Consider the following 272-nt stretch of genomic DNA (forward strand, 5'->3'; position numbering starts at 1 on the left):
AAGTCGTAAACGATTTTTGCGTTCGGGCAGTGCGCTTGAACTTCAAGGTCAAAAACCGTATTCATGTCCATCGCGACCGCTTCGATATTATTGCCATGCTTGCCTAACAGCTCGAAGAACGGTCGTATGTCCTTGCGGCTACGGCCTAACCCTATCCAAATGACTTGGTGAGTCTTAGCGTCAACAATGACCGTGGCATACCGATGTCCTTTAAAGATAGCGAACTCGTCCATGACGAGTTGCCTTAGCTCTTCCCATTTCACTGACGGTAC

Annotated in this window: 1 protein-coding gene; it reads right to left on the reverse strand. The window is 48.5% G+C overall.

Annotated elements, in window-relative coordinates; genetic code table 11:
- The coding region (locus AB4161_RS23140; RefSeq protein ID WP_372084481.1) for a transposase at positions 1-272 on the reverse strand (272 nt) is incomplete at both ends.

Source organism: Vibrio sp. 10N.286.51.E5 (genome assembly GCF_041469125.1).
GTDB classification, from domain to species: Bacteria; Pseudomonadota; Gammaproteobacteria; order Enterobacterales; family Vibrionaceae; genus Vibrio; species Vibrio crassostreae_C.